Origin of the sequence: Thalassotalea sp. G20_0, from assembly GCF_017744175.1 — a bacterium.
GTDB lineage: Bacteria > Pseudomonadota > Gammaproteobacteria > Pseudomonadales > Endozoicomonadaceae > Endozoicomonas.
In genome coordinates this window covers 60,557-80,748 of the sequence record NZ_JAGHQV010000023.1, presented here as the reverse complement: position 1 = coordinate 80,748, position 20,192 = coordinate 60,557, and the positions used below count along the sequence as shown (strand labels likewise).

General features: G+C 52.1%; 29 protein-coding genes. 8 read left to right on the top strand and 21 right to left on the bottom strand.

Translation table 11 applies throughout. The annotated features are described in order from the left end of the window. Positions 1-5: 5 nt before the first annotated feature. Entirely contained in the window at positions 6-185 is a 180-nt protein-coding gene (locus J7438_RS14990) for a hypothetical protein (protein ID WP_209277175.1), read from the top strand. Positions 186-297: 112 nt separating this feature from the next. Here J7438_RS14990 and J7438_RS14985 read toward each other — a convergent pair whose 3' ends face one another. The 20 genes from J7438_RS14985 to J7438_RS14890 all read right to left on the bottom strand — a co-directional run bounded on the left by J7438_RS14985 (position 298) and on the right by J7438_RS14890 (position 15,102). Next, the gene (locus tag J7438_RS14985) at positions 298-951 is read right to left on the bottom strand and encodes a phage adaptor protein (RefSeq protein WP_209277174.1); all 654 of its coding nucleotides are present in this window, start codon (positions 949-951) and stop codon (positions 298-300) included. 3 nt (positions 952-954) lie between these two features. Next, complete coding sequence (locus J7438_RS14980) at positions 955-1,272, bottom strand: hypothetical protein (RefSeq protein WP_209277173.1); 318 nt, start codon at positions 1,270-1,272, stop codon at positions 955-957. 115 nt (positions 1,273-1,387) lie between these two features. Further along, positions 1,388-2,254 (bottom strand): hypothetical protein, encoded by an 867-nt coding sequence (locus tag J7438_RS14975; protein ID WP_209277172.1) that lies wholly within the window; start codon positions 2,252-2,254, stop codon positions 1,388-1,390. A gap of 34 nt (positions 2,255-2,288) precedes the next feature. Beyond that, complete coding sequence (locus tag J7438_RS14970) at positions 2,289-3,281, bottom strand: hypothetical protein (RefSeq protein ID WP_209277171.1); 993 nt, start codon at positions 3,279-3,281, stop codon at positions 2,289-2,291. Positions 3,282-3,513: 232 nt separating this feature from the next. After that, on the bottom strand, positions 3,514-3,837 hold the full coding sequence (locus tag J7438_RS14965) for a hypothetical protein (protein ID WP_209277170.1): 324 nt from the start codon (positions 3,835-3,837) through the stop codon (positions 3,514-3,516). Positions 3,838-3,865: 28 nt separating this feature from the next. After that, entirely contained in the window at positions 3,866-4,525 is a 660-nt protein-coding gene (locus J7438_RS14960; protein ID WP_209277169.1) for a phosphoadenosine phosphosulfate reductase domain-containing protein, read from the bottom strand. Between the two features lie 236 nt (positions 4,526-4,761). After that, positions 4,762-6,798 (bottom strand): portal protein, encoded by a 2,037-nt coding sequence (locus J7438_RS14955; protein ID WP_209277168.1) that lies wholly within the window; start codon positions 6,796-6,798, stop codon positions 4,762-4,764. 109 nt (positions 6,799-6,907) lie between these two features. Then, positions 6,908-8,470 (bottom strand): terminase large subunit, encoded by a 1,563-nt coding sequence (locus J7438_RS14950; protein ID WP_209277167.1) that lies wholly within the window; start codon positions 8,468-8,470, stop codon positions 6,908-6,910. A gap of 20 nt (positions 8,471-8,490) precedes the next feature. Then, complete coding sequence (locus tag J7438_RS14945; protein ID WP_209277166.1) at positions 8,491-8,796, bottom strand: helix-turn-helix domain-containing protein; 306 nt, start codon at positions 8,794-8,796, stop codon at positions 8,491-8,493. 56 nt (positions 8,797-8,852) lie between these two features. Continuing rightward, positions 8,853-9,101: a hypothetical protein gene (locus tag J7438_RS14940; RefSeq protein ID WP_209204373.1), complete on the bottom strand. Its 249-nt coding sequence runs from the start codon at positions 9,099-9,101 to the stop codon at positions 8,853-8,855. A 2-nt stretch (positions 9,102-9,103) separates the two neighbouring features. Beyond that, positions 9,104-9,493, bottom strand: a complete 390-nt coding sequence (locus J7438_RS14935; protein WP_209204374.1) for a 3TM-type holin — start codon at positions 9,491-9,493, stop codon at positions 9,104-9,106. A 10-nt stretch (positions 9,494-9,503) separates the two neighbouring features. Next, positions 9,504-9,899 carry a M15 family metallopeptidase domain-containing protein gene (locus J7438_RS14930; RefSeq protein ID WP_209277165.1) on the bottom strand — a complete coding sequence of 132 codons (396 nt, stop codon included), beginning with the start codon at positions 9,897-9,899 and terminating at the stop codon, positions 9,504-9,506. A 194-nt stretch (positions 9,900-10,093) separates the two neighbouring features. Continuing rightward, on the bottom strand, positions 10,094-10,294 hold the full coding sequence (locus tag J7438_RS14925) for a PIN domain-containing protein (RefSeq protein WP_353620141.1): 201 nt from the start codon (positions 10,292-10,294) through the stop codon (positions 10,094-10,096). A gap of 31 nt (positions 10,295-10,325) precedes the next feature. Then, positions 10,326-10,547: a type II toxin-antitoxin system VapB family antitoxin gene (vapB, locus tag J7438_RS14920; protein ID WP_209277163.1), complete on the bottom strand. Its 222-nt coding sequence runs from the start codon at positions 10,545-10,547 to the stop codon at positions 10,326-10,328. Positions 10,548-10,609: 62 nt separating this feature from the next. Further along, positions 10,610-11,149 (bottom strand): hypothetical protein, encoded by a 540-nt coding sequence (locus J7438_RS14915; RefSeq protein WP_209277162.1) that lies wholly within the window; start codon positions 11,147-11,149, stop codon positions 10,610-10,612. Between the two features lie 9 nt (positions 11,150-11,158). Next, the gene (locus J7438_RS14910; protein WP_209277161.1) at positions 11,159-12,499 is read right to left on the bottom strand and encodes a DNA cytosine methyltransferase; all 1,341 of its coding nucleotides are present in this window, start codon (positions 12,497-12,499) and stop codon (positions 11,159-11,161) included. A 13-nt stretch (positions 12,500-12,512) separates the two neighbouring features. Continuing rightward, positions 12,513-12,995 carry a DUF1367 family protein gene (locus tag J7438_RS14905; RefSeq protein WP_209277160.1) on the bottom strand — a complete coding sequence of 161 codons (483 nt, stop codon included), beginning with the start codon at positions 12,993-12,995 and terminating at the stop codon, positions 12,513-12,515. Positions 12,996-13,080: 85 nt separating this feature from the next. Further along, positions 13,081-13,641 (bottom strand): replication protein P, encoded by a 561-nt coding sequence (locus J7438_RS14900; protein ID WP_209277159.1) that lies wholly within the window; start codon positions 13,639-13,641, stop codon positions 13,081-13,083. Continuing rightward, the gene (locus J7438_RS14895; RefSeq protein ID WP_209277158.1) at positions 13,592-14,788 is read right to left on the bottom strand and encodes an LvrA C-terminal domain-related protein; all 1,197 of its coding nucleotides are present in this window, start codon (positions 14,786-14,788) and stop codon (positions 13,592-13,594) included. Before J7438_RS14895 ends, J7438_RS14900 begins: the two co-directional genes overlap by 50 nt. Further along, on the bottom strand, positions 14,785-15,102 hold the full coding sequence (locus J7438_RS14890; RefSeq protein ID WP_209277157.1) for a lipoate--protein ligase family protein: 318 nt from the start codon (positions 15,100-15,102) through the stop codon (positions 14,785-14,787). The genes J7438_RS14895 and J7438_RS14890 overlap by 4 nt, the downstream gene beginning before the upstream one ends. Before the next feature lie 267 nt (positions 15,103-15,369). On the opposite strand from J7438_RS14890, the gene J7438_RS14885 reads away from it, so the two are divergent. Then, positions 15,370-15,999: a helix-turn-helix domain-containing protein gene (locus J7438_RS14885; protein WP_209277156.1), complete on the top strand. Its 630-nt coding sequence runs from the start codon at positions 15,370-15,372 to the stop codon at positions 15,997-15,999. Here the strand turns inward: J7438_RS14885 and J7438_RS14880 are convergent. After that, entirely contained in the window at positions 15,994-16,470 is a 477-nt protein-coding gene (locus J7438_RS14880; protein ID WP_209277155.1) for a RusA family crossover junction endodeoxyribonuclease, read from the bottom strand. The two genes, J7438_RS14885 and J7438_RS14880, sit on opposite strands and share 6 nt — an antisense overlap. Before the next feature lie 184 nt (positions 16,471-16,654). Here J7438_RS14880 and J7438_RS14875 point away from each other — a divergent pair, with 184 nt between their 5' ends. From J7438_RS14875 to J7438_RS14850, 6 genes are read left to right on the top strand one after another with little or no spacing between them, the layout of a single operon-like run. Continuing rightward, the gene (locus J7438_RS14875; RefSeq protein WP_209277154.1) at positions 16,655-16,987 is read left to right on the top strand and encodes a hypothetical protein; all 333 of its coding nucleotides are present in this window, start codon (positions 16,655-16,657) and stop codon (positions 16,985-16,987) included. Further along, a complete protein-coding gene (locus tag J7438_RS14870) occupies positions 16,980-17,348 on the top strand; it encodes a hypothetical protein (RefSeq protein ID WP_209277153.1) in 369 nt (122 codons plus the stop codon). Before J7438_RS14875 ends, J7438_RS14870 begins: the two co-directional genes overlap by 8 nt. Then, the gene (locus J7438_RS14865) at positions 17,338-17,502 is read left to right on the top strand and encodes a hypothetical protein (protein WP_209277152.1); all 165 of its coding nucleotides are present in this window, start codon (positions 17,338-17,340) and stop codon (positions 17,500-17,502) included. Before J7438_RS14870 ends, J7438_RS14865 begins: the two co-directional genes overlap by 11 nt. Before the next feature lie 9 nt (positions 17,503-17,511). Beyond that, entirely contained in the window at positions 17,512-18,123 is a 612-nt protein-coding gene (locus J7438_RS14860) for an ERF family protein (protein ID WP_353620142.1), read from the top strand. After that, entirely contained in the window at positions 18,124-19,704 is a 1,581-nt protein-coding gene (locus J7438_RS14855) for a YqaJ viral recombinase family protein (RefSeq protein ID WP_209277150.1), read from the top strand. After that, on the top strand, positions 19,704-20,192 hold the full coding sequence (locus J7438_RS14850) for a single-stranded DNA-binding protein (RefSeq protein ID WP_286196605.1): 489 nt from the start codon (positions 19,704-19,706) through the stop codon (positions 20,190-20,192). The genes J7438_RS14855 and J7438_RS14850 overlap by 1 nt, the downstream gene beginning before the upstream one ends.

Genomic DNA, 20,192 nt, shown 5'->3' with positions numbered 1-20,192 from the left:
GAATAATGAATACAAAACAGCGAGAAAGTTTGTCCAAACTGTTCTACGATCTGGTAAAGGTTCCACTGGCACTGTGCATGATCGGTCCCGTGCTTAACGAGCCTGCTCACCTGTTGAAATTGGAATTTTTGGGCTTTGCACTGGTGCTCGGCTGCATCTACTTTGGCTATCAGTTGGAGAGTTGATTATGGATACGGGTGATCAATACCTGCTTGTCACTGCCATGTTTGCCGTGCCGATGCTAGTCTTTGGCATCTGGTTGCACTTCCATGACAAGAAAGCCAAAGAGAAAAAGCACTAACCCTCTACCTTGCCCTGAAGCATCTGCCGGAACATTTGGTCCACGTTCCATTTCAATCCCAGGTCATTAGCAAACATGGCCAGGTAACTTTGGGCCTGCTGCATATTGGCCTCTGTCTCCATATCCATGCTGAACGCCCGGAACAACATGTAGTTGATCACCGGGTTGAGCCACAGTTCATCCAAACTGAATAGCTGGGTGTCGGTGTCAAAACCGGTCATCATTATTCGCGCAGGAGCCTGACTGACCAATAGGTTTAATTGATGATCCGAAGGGGGCACAGGGTACACATAAAAAACCGATGGGCTTTTCTGGTCGTAAACGTACTGCTCTACAGACTCTCCGGTAGCAGTCGTCCAGTTGGGCAAAAGGCTATCCAGAGAACTGCGGGTAGTGGCAATCACCGTTCTGCCTGTGGAAGGGTTATCGACAATATCCAGCAGTCGGTATGTGCCGGGTGGCAGCGACTGTACTGCCTGAGCCTGACAGGTAAAGGCCAGTAACTGCGAGTTCGCGTCAGGCCGGTTCTGCACTACTGCCAGCAAGGCTTCGTTGTAACAGTCCAGCAGGTCACTGTTGGTCCAGCGCGGCACTGGGGTGTTGTCCTGAAGCAGGTTGCGAACCCGCTGGATGATGGCGGTAACCTTCATAACCTATAGCCGGTTTCCCTGCTGGTCACAAAACTCCAGATCCACACCCATCCGTTTCTTCAGCCTGGGGTTGTAAATAAAGACACTGTTGGTGTTTTTGTTCAGCACAAACTGGAGTGGTTTCTTAGCTCCTTTTGAAGGCTGCGTTGCTTCTTCTGGCTCTTCCTGTTTTACCAGAGGATCACCACCGTTCATCAACAGACGCACTTCGTCTTTTAGCTCATCCAGCTTTTTGCGCTTGTCCAGCTCCACGTTAAACATCTGCCGGGCAAAGGATTCCAGTTCATCCTTGCTGCGGCAGGTTTCCAGATCAAAAGCCATGGTTCAGAGTCTCCTTTGAGATTTTTTTGTTCACCACAAAGGCACAAAGAACACAAAGGAAAAGACGAAAAGCTTTTCTTTGTGCCTTGGTGTCTTTGTGGTTCAAAAAAAGAGGTTAAGAGCGTTTGGCTGCCAGCAGCACACCAGCATCCGGCTTCAGCACCTTGTAGCCATAGACCTGCAAGCCACGATGCCCCATGCCGAAGTGCTTCTCCAGCGTCAGGCTTTCATGCTTGATAAACTGTGAAGCAAACCCGGCAAAGTCCTTCACGCCCGCCATGCACTGGGTCACCCCCGAAGCGGTGGCCAAGTTGTTGCTGCAGTAAAGGGTGAACCGGTCGATGATGCCGAGACGGCCATTACGAACGATGGAGGTACCATCACCGGCCAGAGAAGCATCCTTCAGCTCAGACTTCTTGATCATGCCGCACACCCAGGGTGGCAGCACCAGCCAACGGCCAGACTCGGGAATATTCTTCTCGTCCAGCAGCGTGCCCATATCGACGATGTAATCCAGCACATTGGCCTTATCCACAACCACGCCGGTACCACCGCCGTCGATCTTGTTGTCCGGATGTACATCGGTATAGATATTCCCCAGTACATCGCCGTCTACTGCGATCTTCATGTTCTCTGCTGCATCGGCAGAAGACTCGTTGATCAGCTCAATATTGGACTGGGCGCTCTGGATGTAGTCATCCACAAAGGCGTAGTACTTGGTCTTGTCGATGGGCAGTTCCACCTTGGGTGGTTCCAGATCCTGGTACTCAACCCCAGTGGCGCGATCATAATCCGCTACCGCGATATCAGGCCGGGTACGGATCACTACCTTGGAACCCTCAGACTGGATCTCGCCTTCCCAGTTGGTGTTACAGATGGCGGACAACACGGTTCGTTTATAGAACTTCGCGTTGAGCTTTTTGGAATAAATAACCGACAGGGCATTTGCCATAGCCCCTGTTGGAAACGTGGTCGTTGCCATGATTCAGATCCTTTGAATCTCTTTCGAGAATCGGTTAGAGCCTGCCTCCCTGCTTAATCCACTGGGCCAGAACCTCATCGAGTTTTTCCTCGTTGGCATCAAACTCTTTCTGCGGCATAACCGCTATCTGTTCCAGTGTCATAGCGGGTTGGCGACCCTGAGTGGTCGGTGTTGAGCGGGACCGCACCGGCGGCTCGCTCATCTGTTTTGCCTGCTGCATTTTTTGCGCTGGATCAGGTGCCGGTTTTGCTACAGGTTTGTTCAGACCGGCAGCCTCTTTATAGAGACTCATTACCTGTGCCGCCCCCAATGGGCTGACACGACTCAGCTCCTGAACATCAGCCGTTTGTCGTGCAAACCAGCCTTTAAAGTCCTCACTGGCAGAGATCTGCTCCACATCGGGATGAAGACTGCGCAACTTGCTCCAGAATGCCTGTCGAGCCTGATCGGCCTCCTGCTCCTGCCGTGCCTTCTCAATAGCCACCAGCCGCTGTTCCAGTTTTCTGTTGAGCTGTTCCGACTCATCCAGCTTGTTAAACACCGGGTCCAGCTCCTGGTAATCCTTACGGAGTTCCTGAAACTGATCAGACGGCGATGGTTCGCTATTGGATGGATTCGCCTGGCTCAAACTCTGCTGACTGAGCAAATCAACTTTGGCCTGCAGAGTGGCCATCTGTTGCTGAAACTCATTATTACTGCGCTCCAAATCTGCGGCTTTCTGCGTGGCCTGGGTCATCAGGGCATGGGCATTTTTGCGGGACTCTTCCGCCTTGGTGTACTTGTCCTGCCAGTCTTCACCGCTGTCTTCACGGGATGCGGGAGCAAGCGGCTCTGACAGTTCGTCATCAGCATCCGACTGCGGTGCAGGTGGCGGGGGTAACTCATCAGCGGGTGGGTTCTGGTCGGTCTGCTTATCCTGCTCATCCTCTTGCTGTGCAAAAGCAGCAGGGGCTTCCGTATTCAGACCCATAAGGGCTGCCAGTTCGGCATCGGTTTCCTGATCCAGCTTTTCGGCATCAATAGCCATCTTCACTCTCCCTGTGGGGCGCTATGGCTTGTCCACAAAGTTGGTTGACCTGCCTTCCGGGGCTCAGGGCTTGTCCTTCAAACAGGCAAAAAAAACCGCCAGTGCAGGCGGTTCGTGTTACTTAAATTTGTTGCGTGTAAGGTTCACGCAAGGTTTTTCCTTGCGACGCAAACGTCTCTGGTTGGTTGTCATACCTTTGCCGGTAGAAGTCATACTTCTGCTGTCAAAAGTACTATTCACACAACCCATAAAGGCTGCTGCAAAGCGGTATATCGTCCACTTCGGTCATGGCAATCAGGTCTATCTGTTTGCCACCTCTGGCGGTTCGTGACCAGTCCACATAGGCTCGAATACCGTGACTGGTGTGGTGTATTTCTTCAACACTGGTGCCGGTGCCGAGCATCTTTGCCGTCACCCTGGCATCCATAAACGTACTGGCTCCCCGCTTGGCCGCATCGGACACCATCGCCTCCCACTGACTGATCCGTTCAATGGCTTCAGGGAACCGTTTGGCGACCTCTCTCATTTCCTGCTTGCCGCAATGGATACAAGGCATGCAACCCACTCGTTTCATCCCCTGTTGATTAAAGGGGATTGGGCTTCACACCATGCTTGCGGTGCTGTTCAAAAACCCGCTCTACATTCCAGTTCAGGATCGGTCGATAGGTAATCAGGCCCCACCGTTTGGGATGTTCTTCCTGAACAGGCAGTAACGCTCTGGCTGGCGATTCATCGGCCCGTACACCCTGCCAGCTATAAACATCGTCGTATTCTTCCAGGGCGGGCTTGATTACCAGATCGTCAATGGGCCTGTGTTTCAGTTCTTCCGAACAGAAACGTCTGCGGGTACTGGGAAACCGTCCTTTCCACAAACAAAGATCCAGGAACGGATTGCCGGTAGGCTGCAATATATCCAGCGCTTTGCTCACCCGTTCTGCCGCCTCGATATCAGACAACCCTGCAGCCATCAGGTCAGTTTCCCAGTTGGCCTCTATGTACGCCCTTTTTTTATTGATCTGCCTGGTAAAGTCAGCTTTGACAATTTCAAAAGGCAAGTCGCTGAATACTTGATCCTTCAAATACTGAACGTAGTCGTATGTATCCTGATGTTCATTACCGGTATCAGCAAACACCAGCTTCAGGTTATTAATATGGCCTGCTTCCAGTTCTTCTCTGGCCAGCAGCGCAAGCGCGGTGGAATCCTTACCACCGCTAAGTGAAAGGATATGGCCCGCATCTTCCATGATGTTTTAAAAGTCCTTTTTAAAGATATGACCCGACAGGTGCTCCTCGGCAACTGCTCCTGCGTTGCTTTTATGCCCACTAACTCCTGCATCCATGCAGGCGTGCGTTGTCGGGACACCGCCCACTCCCGGGCATAAAAAAACCGCCTTTTCGACGGTTCGGTTTAAGTCATTGCTGTCGTATGTAGGTTCGTGATCGATGAGATAAGTGCATCAAATCACTGAGTTCCTGCGCCTTACCCTGCAGGATGCGTAATTCCGTTGAATCCCGGGCGAGCGCCATCTTCTCCAGCAGCTCCGTTCGGCGACGTTCCAGATGCTCCACCAGCATCTGGTAATCCGGGTTGTCCTCCAGCCGCAGGATCGCTTCCGCCTCCTGGCTGGTCAGGTGCAGTGGATTGGGCATACATTTCTTCCTCGGGGCGCAGGGCTTTATCAGGATCAATATCCAGGGATTTTAGGTATTCGTTATACAGATAACGGTGATCGGTCATGGGACCCAGAACCGGATTCATACTGACATTCAGGGCATTCATCATCCGCTCTGACTGCAACTCCTTGGCCACCAGCGCAGCACTGCCCATGGCCACCACATCCAGATCGCCCCGCTTGGCATCCTCGCTGTCACTCCAGCGCATGGCGAAATTAAACAGGCTGTCAATCAGCGGAACCGTGGCGTAGTCGTCTATATTTTTCACTACGCTTTTCAGGGCTACATTGGCAGCTGTCATAAGCATACTCATGCCGCTGGCAGTCTTATTCAGGTTTTGGGTCTGTTCGCCGTGGGTGTAACTGGGGAGTGACGTTTCTTCATCCGCAAACCTTCGGAACATTTCGAAGATACCTGACAGATCCTTCTGGTTACTCTGGATATTGATGGCCTGAATCATTGGCCCTTCACCGGCTTCACCGTCATAGAACCAGAGTCGGTAAGGATAGATTTTCTTAGCATCTTCCAGGCTCATACCTTCCGGAAATTTGCTCACATCCATCTGGAACATTGGGCCTGCAGTCAGGGCTGCATTATCCAAAAGGGCTCTGCCGGTGGAGTTCATGACATCCTGACTGTCGTTCATCATGTAGGGGATACCGATGCCCCAGAATCGATGCAAAACACTTTCGTAAGGGACAAACTTGTAAGGGATAGCTTCCGGCTTCAGAGGATTCAGCCTGGCCATAATCATCCGGCCATCGCAGATCCAGATATTGGCCTGGTACTCTGCCTGTTCATCGATATCGGTAACGCCATACTCCATCAGCTGATGGCCATCTACCGGCCCCCAATACTCCAGCACATCAAAACGCTGGGGCGTAACATACTGCTCATCATTGTCGTTGATATTTCGCAGTTCCCGTTCGTAATCTTCGGGTACATGGTTTCCCTGGGGAGACTCCATCAGAATGGCGTGAATGGTATCGGTCTCAAAACCAGGGCTGCCTGCTAATTCTCTGAACTCATGTTTGGTCAGCACATGGCGTCGAAACAGATCATTTGGTTTGCCGGGATCATGGGAATAGGGATCAGGGAAAAGGTCAAAGACACTGGCCCATTCAATATCCGGCTCAATGCTCTGATGCTCGTTGAGTTTCCATTCATCACCTTCACTTTCCCACTTCTCATGGTTTCGGATATTCAGGGTTGCTACCTTGATACAGCCGGTTCCAAGGGTCACCTGTTCACGAACCATCTTTTTGATTTCGGTAAGTGCATTGGCATTGATCAGATAATCCTTGATCAACCGCTTCATTTTCATGGCAGCGGTATTGGCCTTCTCCAATGCTTCTGCCAGCAGCTCCCGTTCCATCTCATCATTACGTTCCTGGATGAGTTGGTTGCGGGTTCGGGGGTCCAGTCGATAGGAGAGCAGTTCCTGAATTGCCATCATGCGGATCTGCTGTTTTATAGATGCAGGAATATCCGACAGTGGACTGGGAACAATATCCCAGAAGCTATCCACATTCTGAAAAAGCAGATCAATGAGTCGAGAATAGGCTGCATTCACCTTGGTGGCTGTGATCTTGATAAACACCCGGCTCAAGGCCTGCTGTTCTTCCATCACCTTTTCCTGCTCGGGACCGTATTCACCTTTTACCGCCCGCAGCGCATCCAGCCATTCGTCTTCCACTTCCCGTCTTGCTTCCCGATAGCCTTGCCAACGACTGTAGAGATCTGATGCAAAAGCATCACGAACCGCTTGTTCACGACGCTCGTTGTCCATCTCCGCCTGAGTCACCTCATCCGGGGTCGCGACCATCACCAGTCCGTGTTCCATTACCTGACCTTCTTGCCCCTGCGTCGCTGCCACTCAAAACGATGACCGGCCATAATGGCTGGCCAGCTACCCACCACCTGCTGAGTAAAAAGAATGATTGTCCGTTCCATCAGTATGCCGATTTCCCTGGAGCCCGATATTTCAGCTCATTGATATTGATCTTCCGCCTTGGCAGTTTTAGAACCATCTGCTGGGCAATGGCATAACTGATCACCCGATCATCGAAGCAACCTTCCTGAGCATTAGTGGCTCCGTTGTCTTCAATGACGTAGGTCTGGCATTCCTTTACCGTCTCTACGTTGCAGATTCCCGCTTCGCCATCCCTGAGCAATGCAGCCAGATGATCAATCATTAATGGTTTTGATTTGCTCGTAGTAAGCCAGCCAATCCGTTTAGTGCGTTTCTGGGTGCGCTGGTCCACCGTAGTTTCCATATAGAGATTGGGATATTTCAGGTCTTTGAGTTTGGTGATGGTGGTCAGACCGTGGTTGTTTCTTTCCACACCAATCAGGGCATTGTTGTAGTAACGCCCCAGATGGTTAAGCATCTTGCCCAGGTCATCCGGTGCCACATGGCCAGACCAGTGGGCCACCTGATAACCGGAACGGTCCAATACGTCGATGGATGAATAATCTCCGTGCTTGTGTTTGTCATTGATCGGTGCCAATCCTTCCGCCACATCGCAACCGATGACATACTGCTGACTCCCCTCCACTGGGTACCAGATGTTCAGTAATCCCGGTTTTTTCCGGTTTAAGCCATTAGGTGTCAGCTCACACTGCCATTTAGGCGAGTAGCACTCCTGCCTGGCAGCTTCGGTATGTTTAGGATCAAAAACTGGCCGTCCGGAAAACAGAAAAGCTTCCTGAATATTGCAAGGGTATTCCTGCTTGAACTTGTCTTCCGACTTCAGCTCATAGATCTTTTGGCGACGCCACTGCAGCTGTTCATCATCCAGGTCATACTGCTGCTTCAGGTATCTTTCGTCTGCATCTGTCGTGAAGTCGGCGGAGACTTCGGCACGGTACTCGTCCTGCCAGAACCAAGGTATAAACACCAGTTCAAAATCACCGCGCCCAGCATCAGCGTCCATAACATAATCATAAAACACACCACCGACGCCGTTAGCAGTGCTCTCCAGAATGACCTCAGTATTGTTTTCATTGGGTACTGCCTGTAATACGCCCGCCAGGTGCTCATCCGCATTAGGCCAGAATGCCACTTCCGATCCATGAAACAGCTGCGCTGTGGATGATCGACCAGCTCCTTTATTGCCAGCGGTTCCCACCCGATACCCGGAATCGTGGTAAAACTCCAACAGCTTGGAGCTCTTATTCTTCAGTTCCCTCTGGGTAAACGGTGGCTGATTGTCGTGATACCGCTGCACCATATCAAACAGGTTGGCGGTGGCATCCGCTTCGTGGGTCAGGATATAGGCCCGTAGCCCCTTGCGATTACTCACCAGCCAGTAAAATCGCCCTTCAGTATAGGTGGAACAGCCCTGTTGTCGTCCTTTCAGCACAACAATTCTCACCTTGCCCGTGCGCAGGCGTTGATCCTCGATGCGACTATCCAGGTAGAGCTGAGCCTTATTGAGTTGAAAGGGAATGACTTTGGCGCTTTTGGTGCGGATCTTCAGGCACTTGCTGGCGTAGAACTGAAACTCAGTCAACAGCCGTTACCGGGCTGGCGTTACCCGTCCTTTTCTTCCAGCCATTCATCCAGCGTCGGTATCTTTTCCGCCACTACGGTCTGCTCATGGCGATCCCGCCAGTGGTACCGGTTTTTCATATACATGATCAGCATGGCCGGGGAAACATCCTTATTCATACCCAGTGCTCCCTGCATGTATTTCTCTTCCCAAAACACCTCTGCCAGCACATCTGCCTGAGCTACAGCTTCAGCAAATTCCTCATACCTATCGATGTACGACAGAAACGTGTTATAGCTGATCCCCATTTCCGTAGCGGTAGCTTTCCTGCTCAGGCCTGTGCTCATCAACTCCTTCACCTGCTCGCACATCTCAGGAGTGTATTTACTGTGATTAGCCATGATTAGAGAAACTGTTTGATAGCAAAAGCGATAATGCCTGCCGTGGTGGTCGCAGCAATCCACTGAATCACACTGCTGATGGTCGAGTTTTTCAGTACCGATTTTTCGATAGCATCCAGCCGTTCCTCACTGCGTTTTTCTCGCAGTGCCAGGTTCACCATCCGCTCATCGTGCTTGGCCAAGGTCTGCAGGATCTGGGTAATGCCATCCAGCTTTTGCTCTATACGGTTGAAGCGGTCTTCATCACCCATAGCTATCTCCTGGCAACACCTTTCAGTTTCTCCAGCGTTCGAGCACCTCCCAAGCCCAGCAAACAAAGCAGCAAAGTAATCACGGTACTGGTGTCGGCTGTGGGTAACTGCTGAACCACTTCTGACTTATCCACAAGCATCAAACCAATGATGACCAGATCCCGAACAATCCAGGTCCAGGCAAGAATCAACACACAGAGCCAACCAAGGGCAGGCCGCCAACCAGACACAAATACCGATGGATGCTTTGCTCCTTCGATATTGGCCAATGCCTGAAGAATATGAGGCTGCTGTAACTGGTGACTCAAAGACAATTCAGCTTTGGCTCGCTCTTCATCAGACGTGAACAAGCCATCAAGCCCACCCATCAGCGCTTTGGCAATTCCAGCCATTGGGTTCAGGTTAATCATCCACCAGCTCAAAGTGCGGGTAATCCTTAAACCGATGATCTTTCAGCTGACCATCCCTATCCCAGTCACCACCCCAACGCAGCTTGATGCCCATAACCTCAGCAACCCCCAACACATAACCGGCAAAGTGCGCAGATCGCTGATAATCAAACCAGTCCAAGGGATAAGCCATTACATCCACAGCCTTGCTGGGCAGCTCATTGTGATTACTATCTGGCCACTGCAACTCCGACTGACCATTTTCAAACGCCAGCATCTGTGCAGCCTTACCCCGATGACCACAAATAATCGTACAATCGTAATGCTCAATCACTTTCCTGAAGACACGCTGAAGCCGCTCATCACAAGTCGACAAATGTCGCCTGGACGAAGTGGAAAAGTGAAACATGAAGTTCCTTTTTTATAGTGGTTCAGTTTGGGAGTGACAGAAACTAAAAACCCGGCAACGGGGCCGGGTTTCTTTGAAGGATTCAAGCAGTGGGAAATCAAGTTATCGGGAAGTCTCCCAGCATGAGCTTTTACCGTACTTATACTGACACTATGAGTCAAGCACAGATCAAATTTTGGTCACAGCACCCTTTTTCAGCCCAGCCAATCGGCAAGTTGCAATCCGGGAACTCTGGAAAATTCTCGCTGATTATGAGTGACCATTACCATCCCCCGACTTCTGGCATGGCCTGCCAGCAAGGTATCATAAGCACCAATTTGTTGCCCCCTTCTCAATTCCTCTCTGACTTTTGCTGACTCCCGTGCGGCTGCCCCGTCAAAGTCGATCACGTTCACCCCCTCTAAAAATCAACCATGTATTCAGCCATTAAAAGTCCTCCCGAACCTGACAGGCCGGTTGCTCCCTCTCTGGAAAGTCATCAATGGGCTCCATCGCCAGGAACGCTTCCCAGGAGTCTTCGATCGGCGTCAGGATGATGGCTTTTCCTTCTTTACGCACCATGACTCGCTTAACCGTATCCGGAAAGGCAAGCTCTTTCGGAATTCTGACAGCCTGCGTTTTATTGTTAAAAAATACGCTGGTCTCCATAACCCACCCCAATGTAAATACAATATGTATACAACTTGGCTCGGAAGTGAAAAGCCTGCAAGTTAATACTCAAAATGAATGACGCCCGCCTGTTCCAGCAGTTGCTGAGCCTCATCTTCCGCCTGGTTGACCCACTCATCACAAACCCTGTGACAGGATTTTTTCCAACGGAAGACCGTCCGCTCACTCCGTCCCTTGATCTCAATTCCTACGCGGCCTTTTTTTTCCCTCAAATAGTTGTGCTGGAGCTCATACATTAGCCAGAGTCTCAGCAGAACCGGATTACAGCGAAGCGGTTTTGGCAGCCGCTGATCTGCTCGTAGGTGATGCTGCACCAGGTGCCATGCATGAATACGATTCGCCTGATTATCGTCATACCGGATCGTCAGAATGGCAAAGAGTTCCGGCTGCATTTTTTCCCGCAGATCGCCCTTACGAATACCATCATCACCCAGTCTTTCATCCCGGGTACTCCGATGCTCTGGTGCAAGCGCTGTCTTACGATAACCGGCGTTGATATCCCGCTGCCAGCTGGCGGTTTTTATCATCAGCTCCGGCGTTCCAAAGATCCGCATCAGGGCCGGTTCCAAAGCAAAGTACATGGCAGCCTCCTAATTCAGCGCGGTTTGGATACGATTTCCAATCCAGCGCATAACCGGAACGGCCATAGAGTTACCAAGAGCCTTGTACCTCGGGCCATCAGGACAATCTTCAGCCGGTTTGTTTTTCCAGGGAATCGCGCTGTACCCATCCGGGAAACCCTGCAAACGTTCACATTCGACAGGAGTCAATCGCCGTATAGCTAACCCAGCTTCACCGGTGGAGGTACTGGCAACTGCGTGTTTATCACCGGCTGTTAATGTGTTCATCGGGTCACCAGGCTGTCCGATACCCAGACCATTCCCTTTCCCGTCCTGGTGCTCGCCTCGCTTGCCAGAATGTCGGGTGGCCTGATCATGAATCGGTATCGCCACTGCGGCACTCAAACCGTTCTCCTGAGCCTGTAACGTCATGGCCACGGTTTCGGAATGAACCGGATCGTCCTTTGGATTGAAGGCAATGGTCGGATGGTTATCGCCCATATGGGCTCGAAGACAGGGTGATAATTCCGATGACCAGTGGCCACCCAGCCGCGACATGGCACCGGGCTCGAACACCACCAGATCCGTGGCATCTTTGTAATCCCGCTGCTTCAATGTGGATGATGTTTTACCCGGACCGTACTGTCCGAAGGCCGTCATATCGTAAGCACTCAGGTTCCCCGTGAGGCCACTTGCTGCAATGCCTGCTCCAGCTTTGGCGGCAGGCTCTTCCCACGCTTCTGCGCCCGGTTCAGAATCCCGGAGCAAGCTCTCGGACTCAAATAGAATCGGTTCCCGACGGGTCCAGTCTCCAAAATCTGCCAGAGCAAAGACCCTTCGACGACGTTGGGGTACTCCATAAAATTGAGCATCACACACCCGCCATTCAACAAGCCCTTCCTTACCGAATGAAACTCCAGCGTAGCGCCACTTTTCTGCACATGACTGCTCAGTGCCAGTAAGTAATCGCAATACTTCAGCAAAGTCCTTGCCCTGGTTACTGCTGAAGGCGCCGGGCACATTTTCCCACAGGGCGAAGCGGCAGTTGCCGTGTTTTCTGGCCCACCGAATAATCTGTATTGCTGCGAAGAAGAGTCCTGATCGTTCACCGTCAAATCCTTTTCGTTTGCCAGCCACCGACAGATCCTGGCAAGGGCTGCCAAACACCACCAGATCGATTGGGCCGAGTTTGCGGATCATGGCTTCCGTGATATCCGTCACGCTGCCAAGGTTGGGTACATCGGGGTAGTGGTGTTCCAGCACTGCACAGGGGAATGGTTCGATCTCGGCAAAGCCCACCGGTGTCCACCCCAACGGATGCCAGGCAACAGTCGCCGCTTCAATCCCCGAAAATAACGACAGGTATCTCATGGACTCCTTCCCCCTACGCAAAATTGATAATTCGCTCCACCAGTGATTCCACCTTCAGCCGACTCCAACCCCGTCCCGGATGGAGCACAAACTGGAGCAACACATCCACCGCCGTGGAGTACAACTGTTCAAACGCCTCCTGACTCATGCTGGCAAACTTCAGGCTTCGGGCACGGACCCGAACGCCTCCATCCGGGTATCCGATCACATCGTAAAATCCTGCCTTAACCGTCACCCAGCGACGGAACTCCTCAAAATTTTTCTCCGGCGTGAACCACTGGTCGGTTCCTTCCATCCGGCACGGCTGCGGCTCAAAGTGATCAAAGCCCAGCTTCAGCAGGGCAAAGAACTTGCGGTGAAAATGCGGATTACGGGCTTTGCGAAATTCAGCCCGAATCACTTGTCCTGTCTTCAGCTGCTGTACAAATAACTGGCCATCGTCCGATACCGGCACCAGCATCTGAGCCGAGACTTTCTGCAATGCCAGCTCTGCCATCAGATTGCCTCCACAAAGTGCCAGCAGAGCACCATCACCAGCACAACCCAGACCACCGCCAACCAGATGCCATCCCTGAGCCCATTCATCTGTACATTCCCATCAGTTTCTGCCTTGCACCCTGCCCATCCAGCGGATCAATGCCCTGTTCGGCCATGCTCTCCCTGACCAGCTGATTCGAGTGAATGGCCGGATCGAACTGGTGCTCGATGGACAACTGGTCTTCCAACGACTGGCCCTGGCATTCACGGTTGACCAAAGCCTGGTAAGCCGCCCCAAACCGACGCTTCACCTCCCGACACTCTTCCGCAGTACCGGCATTGCGCAGCTCATACCAACCTGCTGCCCGTCCTGCCAGATATACCGCCCGATGGCTCCAGCCGTGATGAGCGGGTTGGCTGGCATGCTCATTGGCTTCCCGCCAGGCTTTGGCCAGCGTGGGCAACCCAAGTTCTTCCGGCATCGGCTGGCACAGCTTGCGAAATTCTGGCGCGGTTGGTGGCCACTCACTACCAGCCAGCCTCACACGGTTGAGCCCGATTTCCAACTGGGAAGGATGCAACCCATCCAGGGCTTTCAGCCACACGCCATTGCGATCAGCCAGACCGTAGGCACTGGTCCACTTCTGGCCGAACAGTCCCGTCATGGTCGAGAACAGATTCACCAGATCCCTCTGGCTCAACGTCGTAGATGGCTCCCTCTGCGCTGAAGGCTCCCTCTGCGCTGAAGGCTCCCTGTTCGCTGAAGGCTCCGGGCTGGAGGATATGGGCGTTGGCCTGTTCGACCTGCTCAACAAGGCTGAGTTTTCCAGAATTTCGCTGCCGGGCTTCATAGTTCACCATCCATGGATTGCTAGCGTTGTCGGGGTTATTCAGGTAGGCCGTTGTGGTCTTCACGTACTGGGTACCCGTCACCCGGGTCTCATCGCAGTAACGGGCGTATTTCAGGATGTTGGCCAGCAGGGCTTCAGGGGTATGACCTTCCCGGAGTCGTGTTTTGTAGTGACCAAAGGTTTTGGTTTTGTTGCCCTTGTCACCTTCCCGCTTCGGATACTGGCTCCACCACTGCTCGAAAGATTCAGAGAAATCAGTCCTGCCCGATTTGGCCTGTGCCACTTCCCCCGTCCTGGGGGTCGCACCAGTCGTGCTCCCGGCACTTGGTGGCACTTCCCCCGTCCTGGGGGTCGCACCAGTCGTGCTCCCGGCACTTGGTGGCACTTCCCCCGTCCTGGGGGTCGTGCGATCATCAGATCGGACATATGTCTTGTAAATATTTCTCTTATTCTCTTCTTCTCTATTTCTCTTATTCTCTGGGCGAGATTCTGCCGAGCACTGGCCGAGCATCTTCCGAGCAGTTTCCAACAAAGCTTCTGTTTGCTTCGAGCCCTTGTAATCACTGGCTTTCACAAGCGCCCTCTCGATAACAGGTAGCACTCCGGGCAAGTCTTCCAGCAGCATCGGTGGCAGTTTCACCAGCAGCTTCAGGCGAGCATCAATCTGGGTGATATTGTCCACAGGGTTGTGTTCCATAAACTGCGGAATGCAGATGTACTGGCACTGGTCAGAGGCCAACAGGAAACCACTCGTCGTTAGCTCGGCAATCGCTCGTTCAACGCTCGGCTCGTCCCAGTTAAGGTCTGCCGCCATGTAGCCTTTTGGCATCCTGAAGATACCAATCAGATTCCCGTGGCCGGTGGTCAACAGATACAGGGCCAACAGTCTGGCTTTATCTGACAGCGGCTGAATATCATCACTGATCCAGAACTGGCTGTAGACCTTGCCAAACTCTTTCATTGGTCACCTCCTGCCAGTGGTGCTTCTTTTGGAAAATACCTCGCCGCCTGCAGGGCATTCTTCTGATTCAGGCTCATCCACTTTTTCAGAAAGATCACCACGTTTTTGGCCTCACCCGGCTGGTCCCAGCGATCGATCATGTAGTGAAACGCTTTCAACAACTGTTCGCCCACATCAATATCCGGATTTTCCCAGCACAACTCTTCATACAGTGATGCCGAGGTTGGCATGGCGGGCTGTCCTGCCAGTGGCCACAGAATATCCTGCCAGCATTGTGGCTGGTCGGGGATGCCCAGTTCGTCGGTATGGATCATGGGGTACCTCCTGCGGTGCGAACGAAGAGGCTGGCTGATGCTCTGAACTGAGCATGAGGCTGAGATTGGTTCATCACATCTTTCCTTGTGAATCAGTTTTTATCGTTATTTCTTTTCTTAAGCAAAGATAATTAAGAGAATACGTTTCTTTTAGATCATTTGTAAATAGCCCGACTCATCCAAAGCGAACTCTCGCCCTTAATCAATAGCTCCCAGCCGTGTACTATTTTGCTTATGGATAATGAATAACAGTTATTGGAAAAGAACGTGACAAACTGGACAGACCGGGTCAAAAGCAAAGCCCAAGAGCAAAATCTGAAAAATGTCGATATCGCCCGCGCCGTGGGTTGCACGGAAGGGACATACAGTTTGTGGATGAGTGGTGCCAGAAATCCGAAGCTGAATAACAAAATCGCCATCGCTGATTTTCTTGGCGTTTCCATTCACTGGCTGGAGACCGGCGAAGAGCTGCCGGATCCGAAAACCCTGCCCTACATCAGCCTGGATAAGGCGAGCGCTTTCTTTGATGAACTCGATGAAAGACGACAGCAGGTACTCTCGGAGTCGGCCATCTGCATTATTGAGTCGGACCACAAGAGCTTTCTGTTACGGATGGAAAACGACACCATGGTCAACCAGACCCCATCCGATACGGCGATCAGTATTCCCAAAGGTGCCAAAGTTCAGGTGGATACCGTAATTGCCCCTGAGCCGGGGAAGATCCTGCTGATAGAACACGACGGTGAACTTTCGCTTCGCCTGTGGAACCCGATCAGCAAGTCGCAACACAGCCTGCGATTCATCAATCGGCTGTACGGCACTTTTGATCTTAACTATGCGGGGGATATCAAGGATATCTACAAGGGCACTGCCGTCGGTGTCAGCTTCCTGTTATAGCGGCCAGCCAATCACCAGCACACCAGGTTGCTGTCCATAGACCTTGATGCAGCGGCCATCGACAATTTGCCGGTCGTCTTCCCAGAGAATCCCGTTCAGGGCATCACAATACAGTTTGGCGACATTGTCGAAGTCCGGCTTCACCGCCGGGCGGATGCCCCCTGCCTGCGCCTGACCGGCTTTCGTCCCTGACCAGCTTGATGGAATCGGAAAGACCGCCACCACCAAAACCCCCACAGGGCCAGCCAGCATTTTCTTCAGCTGCAGCCTTGCCAAACAACGAATTTCATTTTCTGCCTGCCGGGTAGCAGCCGGTGTGTAACATCGGCCACTTCGGGTAAATCGCGGCCGCCCTTTGCTTTTGGGTATCGAGTTTACAAAAGCTATGACATTTCCGGTATTCCCCGTGTTATTTATGGCTATCTGCAAAGACTCTGGCAAACACTGAATCCACTGCTCTACGCTATCCATCCCTGAACCCGTGTCAGAAAACAAACCACACCCCTTGATACACCTAACCAATACCATAGATTTATAGAAACTATCAATAACAACAAGCCAATATAAATATATTATTACTTATCATTTGCAAAGTTTTACTTTGCAATTATATAAATATGAAAAACATTTAATTTACAAAAATAAGGAATCTTTAATGGACGCAGTCACCCGCGATCTCAACCGGCACCTCAATGCCATTGACGACAGGGAAGCCCGTGAAGAGACCATCGAGTCCGAGCTGGAACGGATTGAAACCCACATTCAGGCACAGATCGAAGATCACAAGCCCATCATTATTGCCGGTTTTGGCGTTCTGACCCCGGGCAACTTCCTGACCTTTCTTACCCTGGAAGAATTCCACCCCATGCAGGGCTACCGCTGGCTGGCCGTGAAACAGCTGGTGCATGACTGCAACAACGAACACTCCCGGCTCTCCAGCTGGGATGTCATTAACTACGCCAGCAAAAGAGGTTATTGCCGTGGCTAATCAAACCCAAATCAACCGGCTGGAAGAACCCGTCGTCACGGGTATCAGCGACTGGCTGAACATCAATCAGTACACCTACGACTACGGCAAGGTCTGCATCCTGAAAGACCAGATCGCCAGCAACATCACGCCGGATATGACCGTGCTCCAGATCTATCGGGTCATCAGGGATGAAATCGCCGCATGGCGTAAAGACCCGAAAACGGCAGATGCCGTGATTGTTGATTTCCGCGCCTGGTGCGAACTGCACCGCACATTATCCAGTGCATGGGAAAAGAGTTTCCGCATGGAAATTGCTGATCAGGTACTGGCCGTCAGAAACCGCATTCACCGGGACGAGGCCCTTCGCCATGCCAGCTAAAAAGAAAACCGAACTGATTGAATCCACAGGAGTGTTGCCTGTGGATAAACCTGAATCTTCTGGACTGTCGGAAGTGGGTCAGATTATGCATTCCGCCATCGCCCAGAATGCCAACATTGACACATTGGAACGGGTGATGAGCCTGTATGAATAGAGTCAGGCCATTGTTGCACGACAGCAGTTCAATGAGGCCTTTGCCCGGTTTCAGCAGGAAATGCCGGTAGTGAAGAAAAGCAAGAACGCTGCTTTCAATACGAAAAGTGGCGGCCGTATGGAGTACTCCTACGCCTCCATTGATGATGTGGTCGCTGCGGTTCAGCCGGTTCTTCATCGCTATGGCCTGAGCTACTGGTTTGAACAACAGCAGAACGGACCATCTATCACGATCACCTGCAATCTGGGTCATGTATCCGGCCACTCCATCTGCAACACCGCCACCGGCCCTGTGGATAACACCGGTAACAAAAGCCCACTGCAGCAGATCGGTTCTACCGTGACTTATCTCAAGCGTCAGACCCTGGTAGGTATTCTGGGCTTGGCCTGCACGGACGATGACACCGATGGTTATGTGCCCGATATGAATGGAGATACTCAACCGCAGACTCAGGCCCACTACCCCGATGCAGACTTCCAGCGCCATTTATCGGAGTGGCGGGCGTCCATTGAGTCCGGTAAACAGAGTGCAGATCGCATTATCCGCAAAATCAAATCCAAAGCTCCACCCACCCCGCAGCAAGTACAACAACTGAAAGCCATCCAACCACGAGGCCATTAAATGGACATTCTCGATATTCAACAGGGGACGCCTGAATGGCTTGCCCTGCGCCAAAACTATTTCACCGCCAGCGAGGCACCGGCCATGATGGGCGACAGTCCGTTTATAAGCCGGGACCAGCTGCTGCACCAGAAGAAAACCGGCAGTACCCCAGAGGTAAACGAATTCCAGCAAAAAAAATTCGATGCCGGACATCAGGCTGAAGCAGAGGCACGACCACTGGCGGAAAAGATTGCCGGCGCGGATCTGTTTCCGGCCACGGGTGCAACCACCATCGACGGTCTACCCCTGCTGGCCAGCTTCGACGGGCTAACCATGATGGAAGACCTGATATTTGAGCACAAGCTCTGGAATGAAAAGCTGGTAGCCCAGATCGAAGGGGAAGGCATTGAGCCTGCCTATTACTGGCAGTTGGAACAACAGCTACTGGTCAGTGGTGCCGAACGGGTACTGTTTGTTTGCTCCGATGGTACCTCCGCCAATCTACGCCATGTTTACTATGAATCCCAAGACTATCGTCGTGAAGCTCTGATCGCTGGATGGAAGCAGTTTCAGGAAGATCTGCACAACTTTGAATCAGCAGTAGCCACGCCGGTTCTGGAAGGCGAACTTATTCAGGATACCGCAGCCCTGGTTATCCAACTTAATGGTCAGGTTCATCACTCCAATCTGCCCCAACTTGAAGAGCAGATCCACCACCGCATTGATTCAGTGAAGTCTGAACTGGTCAGCGATCAGGATTTTGCTGACGCCGAATCGGCGGTGAAGTTTTTCAAAAAGACGGAAAAGAAACTGAAAGATGGCAAAGAAACCGCACTTGCCCAGGTACCGGAAATCGCCGAACTATTTACCCGCATAGACCACCTCACCGATGCCATGGCCAGCAAACGCAAGTCGCTGGACAAGCAGGTCAAACATCAGAAGCAGCATATAAAAGACAGCATGGTGCTGAAAGCTGTCACCACACTGGAAAAAGAACGTCAGACCATCAATGTTGAACTCACCCCGGGCTGGATAGCCGCCGTGGTCACGGCCATCGACTTTCAGGAAGTCATCAAGGGCAAGAAGAACGTATCCAGTATGCAGTCAGCTGTAAATAACCGGCTGGCACAGGCTCGAATTGAGCAGAAGCAGCAAGCACAAGCGTTGAAAAATAATCTGGCGTTGTTCCGGAAAATGGCTAATGACAAAGATTACCTGTTTCCCGATCTGGATACCCTGTTGCATAAGGAACCATCGGACCTCATGGCCATTATTGAAATGCGCCTCAGTCAGGAAGCCCAACAGAAACTGGCGACTAATGAACCGAAAGCGGAACCGGAGCCAGAACTCGCACCAGCCACAGCACCAGAAAAAAACGAAGAGCAACCCGACCTGCTCTATACCGATGGTGAAGTCACCGAGGAAATCCTGACCGACGACATTTACAGCATGGAAAAGTGGCTCGGCAAAGGCTCGCTGGACTGCTACCGCTTTGACCGCCACGGCAACGAATACCGCATTGAACTGATCATCCGCCGCGCCGGGCTAATTACCCCCGCTCAACAACTGTCACTACAAGAAGAAAAGGAGACCGCCTGATGGCCGCATCCCTGAACCGTGTCACCCTGATTGGCAGACTGGGCAGAGACCCGGACTGCAAAGCCACTGCCAATGGTGATGCCGTCACCATCCTTTCCCTGGCCACCGAAGAAAGCTGGAAAAAAGACGGTCAGAAACAGACCCGCACCGACTGGCATCGTGTTGTGCTGTATGGCAAGACCGCCGAACTGGCGGCTCAATATCTGGCCAAAGGCCACAGAGTGATGATCGAAGGCCAGCTCCAGACCCGAAAATGGCAGGACCAGAACGGACAGGATCGTTACCAGAGGGAAGTCGTGCACAACGGCTTCAATGGCAAGCTCCTGTTCCTGGAAAAGAACCCCAATGGTCAGCAGGCCCAGCCTGCGCAATCCCAATATCAACAATCACAGCCTAACCAATACGCCAATGCCCGGGATGGTGGTCATGCTCCCCAGCCCATGCAAACGCAACAGTATGACGCCTACGACGACTCCATCCCATTTTAA